Source organism: Bacillus sp. GMs2/2 (assembly GCF_050172095.1).
In the GTDB taxonomy this organism is placed as follows: Bacteria; Bacillota; Bacilli; order Bacillales; family Bacillaceae_G; genus Bacillus_A; species Bacillus_A cereus.
This window is the reverse complement of the sequence record NZ_JBNLYE010000261.1, coordinates 1-5,887: the sequence shown is the minus strand read 5'-3', so window position 1 is coordinate 5,887 and position 5,887 is coordinate 1. Positions and strand designations below refer to the sequence as shown.

Sequence of the window (5,887 nt, the reverse complement as noted above, 5' to 3'; positions counted from 1 at the left end):
CTTTTTTAAAGAAATAGTGCTCACCTTCTTTAATTAACTCACCTTCTCCCTGTATTACACTAACAAGAAGGAAGGCTTTTTGTTGTTCCAAACTAGCTGATCCATCTAACTCCCATTTTTCCACTGAAAAATACGGACATTTAATAAAATTAGTTATACTCAAATCATCTACTTTTTCATTTTTAAATGTTAACTGATTCGAAATACATGGAGTTTCTATTACATCAATACTGCTTTCAAGATGAAGATCACGTAAATTACCTTCTGAATCTCTTCTATCATAATCATACAATCTATAGGTTGTATCAGAGTTTTGCTGCGTTTCTAATATCAAAATCCCTTTACCAATTGCATGAACAGTTCCACTCGGTACATAGAAGAAATCTCCAGTTTTCACCTTCACGCGATGCAACAGTTGGTTCCACTCTTTCTTTTCAATCATAGCCATGAATTCTTCTTTTGTTTTCGCATGATGTCCATAAATAATTTCCGCGTCTTTTATGGAATCGATTACATACCAGCATTCTGTTTTTCCTAGTTCTCCATTTTCATGTGCGCTGGCATACTCATCGTTGGGATGAACTTGAACAGATAAATCTTGATTGGCATCCAAAATTTTTGTAAGAAGAGGGAAACGCTCCCCCTCCATATTTCCAAATAAATCTCGATGGTTATCCCACAATTCACCCAAAGATAGCCCTTTATACTTTCCGTTCTTAACAATACTTTGTCCATGTTGATGTGCAGCAAAAGCCCAACACTCTCCAGTTTGATTTGATGGAATCTCATATCCAAAAGAAGTTAAATGTGTTCCACCCCAAATTCTTTCTTTAAAAACAGGTGCAAAAAATAATGGTTCAGTCATGATTTGAATCCTCCATTCTATGCAATTTCATCTAGTAGTTTGTATGCTTCTGCTTTTGTTTGAACAGATAATAACCGCTCTCTATAACTATCATCCATTAGTTTTCGAGAAAGCATTTGAAGGATTTTTAAATGTTCATTTCCTTCATTTCCTTTTGGTACCGCAATCATAAATATTAACTTTGCTTCCGTTCCATCAAGGCTGTTCCAATCTATACCCGATTGTTTAATTCCAAATACCACGCTCGGTTTCCTAACGGCAGCTGATTTCCCATGTGGAATCGCAATGTTTATACCAATACCTGTAGTACTTTCTTGCTCACGGTTCATAATAGCCTGTTTAAATTCTGTCACTGAATGTAATGCACCCACCTGCTTTAACTTTTGAATCATTTCATCAATGATGTCATCTCGTGTTTCCCCTTTTAAGTCCGTTTCAATTAATTCTAAACTTGTAATATCTGTTAATTTTTTAATTTCTACCTTGTCTACTTGTTCGCCTCTTACTTGAGTCTCTCGTTCCAGTTGTTGCACTTCTATTGTTGTTGATACTTCTTTTAGTTGTTCATTTTCTTGTTTTTCTAACTTTGAAACGTCTTTTTTCAATACATTTACTACAACAGCTGTCACAATAGAGCCTACAATTACAGCTACAAAAAACATAAACACATTATCTACTGCCCCTAACACTGCAACAATTGGACCACCATGTGCTACTCTGTCTCCTACATGACCGATCATCGCAATCACAGCACCCGTCATCGAACCAGCCATTATACTTGGAATAACCCGAAGTGGATCTTGTGCTGCAAAGGGAATCGCACCTTCCGTAATACCAAATAGCCCCATTGTGAATGATGCTTTACCCATTTCTCTCTCTGAATCTTGGAATTTCCCCTTACCTATGAAAGTAGCAAGTCCCATCCCGATTGGTGGAATACAAATTGCTGCAGCAATTGGACCCATAATTTCATAGTTTCCTTCTCCAATCATTGCTGAACCAAATAAGAATGCTACTTTATTGACCGGACCACCCATATCAAATGAAATCATTGCCCCTAAAATTAATGCTAAGAGAATTGAACTTGACCCTTGCATACCTGCTAACCAAGCTGTTAATGATACGAAAACTTGTGCGACAGGGGCACCAATAATAAATACAAATGCTAAACCTACAATAAGAGAAGTAAATACCGGAATAATAATAATCGGCATAATTGGTTGAATCGCTTTTGGAACTTTTAATTTTTTGATTCCTAACGCCATGTAACCAGCTAAGAAACCAGCGATAATACCACCAAGAAAACCAGCACCACTTTCACTTCCGTAAAAGCTTCCTGTTGCTGCAATATATCCACCAATCATACCAGGAACAAGTCCAGGCTTATCCGCTATACTATATGCAATATATCCAGCTAGTATTGGAACCATGAACGTAAATGATGCACCACCAATTTGTTCAATAGTTTTCCAGAAAGAACCCTCCGGAATCACTAAACCCCCAGGTGTTTTTTCTCCCCCAAGTGTTAACGCAATTGCAATTAATAATCCCCCGACTACGATAAATGGGACCATAAAAGATACACCATTCATTAAATGACGATATATCGGATTTTGCTTTCTTTCCTGTTGGTTACTTTCTACTATTTTTGACTGTGAATGATAAAGAGGTACATTCCCGCTGATTATTTTTTGAATTAATTCTCCTGGTTTACGAATACCATCTTGTACCCCAACAACCAACAATTTTTTCCCTACAAATCTATCTTTATTTACGACTCTATCTGCAGCTATAATAATGCCGTCTGCTTCGCGAATATCTTGTTCCGTCAACTCATTTTCTACCCCTATTCCACCTTGGGTTTCAATTTTCATTTGGACTCCTAATTTATCCGCTGTTTTTTGCAAATTTTCAGCTGCCATATAAGTATGGGCAATCCCATTTGGACATGATGTAACCGCTAACAATTTCATTCTTAATCCTCCTCACACTTTTTACTAAGCGCCTACACTTACTATAAATTAATATTACGACGTCAAAAGTTTCATTTTTTACCGTAACTTCCGGAAAAATAAACCTTTTACCCAAGTGAAAAACGGGTTATTTGATTCTCCACTTTTCGGTTAATTATGTAAAAAGGACAAAAATTTCATTACGTTTGTTTCTTTCGTAAGCTTTTGAATAAAGGATGGTTGCTCACTTATAAAGGATAGTTCCTGAAACAATTGTTTCGTTACCTCTTGTCCATCACTTTTAACTGCTAGCATAAATACAAGTGATACCTTCTCTTCTCCCCAATCAATTGGTTCCTTTAATGTAGCAATTGCAATTACTGATTCTTGAATAAATTTTGGGTTGCCATGGGGAATTGCGATTCCTGCCCCAATCGTTGTTGCTGACATTTTTTCTCTTATGATTGCATTTTCTGCATACTCTTTATCTACATACCCCTTACTATGCAAAGCATACGCTAACTTTTCAATTAGCTCATATGGGTGCTGTATATCCTGTTGTAAAAACACTAAAAATGGAGATGTATAATTGAACATAACAAAATCTTTTTGTTCTTTATAACTTGGCTCATCATAATTTTGTATAAAGTCCCCTAGCTTCTTTTCTTCTGGCCCCTCTAATAATGGGGATACTACTATATGAGGAATGTTTAGTCTTGAAAGACTAGTAGTTGAAATAACGAGATCCACATCACGATGTTTCATTATATAACTTTGTAAATCAGCTTTTGAAATACAGTCCATAACATGGATATGACGAAATTTACGCTCAATTTTTGTACGTAACAACTGCGACATGCCAATGCCCATATGGCAAACAATAATTACATTTTTAGATTTTTCCTGGTGATTTAACCGTTCAACAGATGCTTCGAAGTGTAGAGTAAGATAAGCCGCTTCTTCTTCTGGAATATATATATTTAGAGATTCATTTATCTCTTCTAATACTTGTATCAATACATTAAACACATAGGGATACATTCTCTTTATATCGTGTAACATCGGATTAGAGACAGAAAGATCATAGCTTAAGCGATTCAATGCGGTATATAAATGAATCGTTAACCCTTCAATTAAAATTTTGTCTTTACTGAAATCAATTTCATATAACTGTGACATACGTTTAACTAATTGCTGTATAACCATAGAAAGAATTGGATTACTTTCAGTAAGTGTGCTGTCCTGCATTGGTTTATCTTGATAACGAATTTTCCCACCTAAAATATGAGCTGTTAAATACGTAACTTCTTCTTCTGTAAAATGAACTGAAAAAACACATTCCAACTGTTTTAAAAATTCCAATGTCCATATATATTCTTTTGTTTCTTTCAGTATTTTAATTTCCTTTTCAGCATTTAAAATAGGTTGTTTAAGTTTCATTCTCCGTACCATGAGCAATGTATGCACTAATAAACTTTCAAATGTGTCATCTGTAAAAAACAATGCATTTCGTTTTTGTAACGCTTTCAATTCGTTCGTAACAAACTCAACCTCATGATATTGAAATTGTTCTTTAATAAATTGATTCGTAAGATCAGAATTACGAATCAAATCTGATAATCTAGCCAATGCTCTTCTTTTTTTCTTTTCAATTCCATCAATAATAAGTCCAACTCGCTGTTTTGAAACAATGGTTAGATCAAAATGATGTAACCATTTTTCAATTCTATCTAAATCTTTTTTTATAGTCGTTCGACTTACAAAATGTTGGGATGCCATTTCCTGTGCAGTAACTGCCTTTACATTCATTAATAAGTTGTATGCAATTTGTAGAATTCTTTCTTCATCTGATTCATACTTTGTGCAATTATTAATACAATAAAGTTTATTAAACAAGTCCACCTTTTCATATTCCTCAATCTCTAAGTACACACCTAATCCCGGTTTCCTAACAAGAAGCGCACTTGAATAATTCGCAAGATGCTCCTCAATTATTTTAAAGTCATTACGAATTGTTTTTTCAGAGCAATTCACCTTATCCGCAAGGTCTTGTACTAATGAATAGTCGTTAGATTCAGATAATAGTAGAAATAAAATTTCTTTCTGTCTTGTATTCATAAATTTCACCTATCTCTTATATCTTTCTATGTTATATGCATTACTTTACAAGATACTTTTACCCTCTCTTATAACTAGCAATTTCGATTAATTGTACTCACTTTCAAATTTTAGCTACCTTACGTTAAAAATTCGTATTTAGAATTAATTATTTTTCCCGCTACTCCAACATCATTTCTATATTAAGTATCTTCAGCAACTAAGAAGACAATTAATTTCAATATACCGTAAAGTATCCCAATTAAAAGTTTAATTTATTACCAAGGCTCCGGAAAAGCTGCTTTATTTCTGTAACGAAATAAAATCCTGTATTAGTAGTTTTTTATCTACATAATTAATTTTAATCTCTCTTCTAGAATCTCCCTATCTGATTGTGATTTTGAAATTACAAGACATGTATCATTCCCACAAATACACCCTACTTTTTCTTTCCAGTCTACAGAGTCTAATAACACCCCTATAACATGTGCATTACCCGGTAAAGTTTTAATAATGGTTAATTGATTTATATAATCAATTTTTACGACAACTTCTCCCAACTTTTTCTTTAACATCATATCAGTTTGTATATTATCTCCTGTGAAGTTTTTATATATAGTTAAACCGTTTGAAGAAACTGTCTTTATTATATTTAATTCGCGAATATCTCGCGAGATAGTAGCTTGTGTTACAATTTCCCCTTTTTTTGCTAACAGCTCTACTAACTTTTCTTGTGTATCTATTTCATACTCTCTCACCGCTTGTTTAATTAGCCTTTGTCTTTTCTCTTTTCTCATAAAAGACGCCCCTTATATCGTTATACTTTTATTATATCTTCCTATAAATTTTATTCGAAAGAGGAAAAGGGGAATGTTGCGGAAACGTTCATAGTTTTGAGTACTTTACGCCCCTATAGGAGCCCACCACCCATCCATTAACTTAAGGATGTAGAATCTGGATAAAAAAGAATTAT

Annotated in this window: 4 protein-coding genes; all 4 read right to left on the bottom strand. The window is 34.1% G+C overall.

The window, feature by feature from the left end:
• The coding region (manA, locus tag ACQGS6_RS21825; RefSeq protein WP_426965595.1) for a mannose-6-phosphate isomerase, class I at positions 1-865 on the bottom strand (865 nt) is incomplete at its 3' end.
• A 17-nt stretch (positions 866-882) separates the two neighbouring features.
• The gene (locus ACQGS6_RS21820) at positions 883-2,838 is read right to left on the bottom strand and encodes a fructose-specific PTS transporter subunit EIIC (protein WP_369622670.1); all 1,956 of its coding nucleotides are present in this window, start codon (positions 2,836-2,838) and stop codon (positions 883-885) included.
• 150 nt (positions 2,839-2,988) lie between these two features.
• The gene (locus ACQGS6_RS21815) at positions 2,989-4,935 is read right to left on the bottom strand and encodes a BglG family transcription antiterminator (protein WP_097961678.1); all 1,947 of its coding nucleotides are present in this window, start codon (positions 4,933-4,935) and stop codon (positions 2,989-2,991) included.
• 326 nt (positions 4,936-5,261) lie between these two features.
• Positions 5,262-5,711 (bottom strand): arginine repressor, encoded by a 450-nt coding sequence (locus ACQGS6_RS21810; RefSeq protein ID WP_001224401.1) that lies wholly within the window; start codon positions 5,709-5,711, stop codon positions 5,262-5,264.
• Positions 5,712-5,887 lie beyond the last annotated feature (176 nt).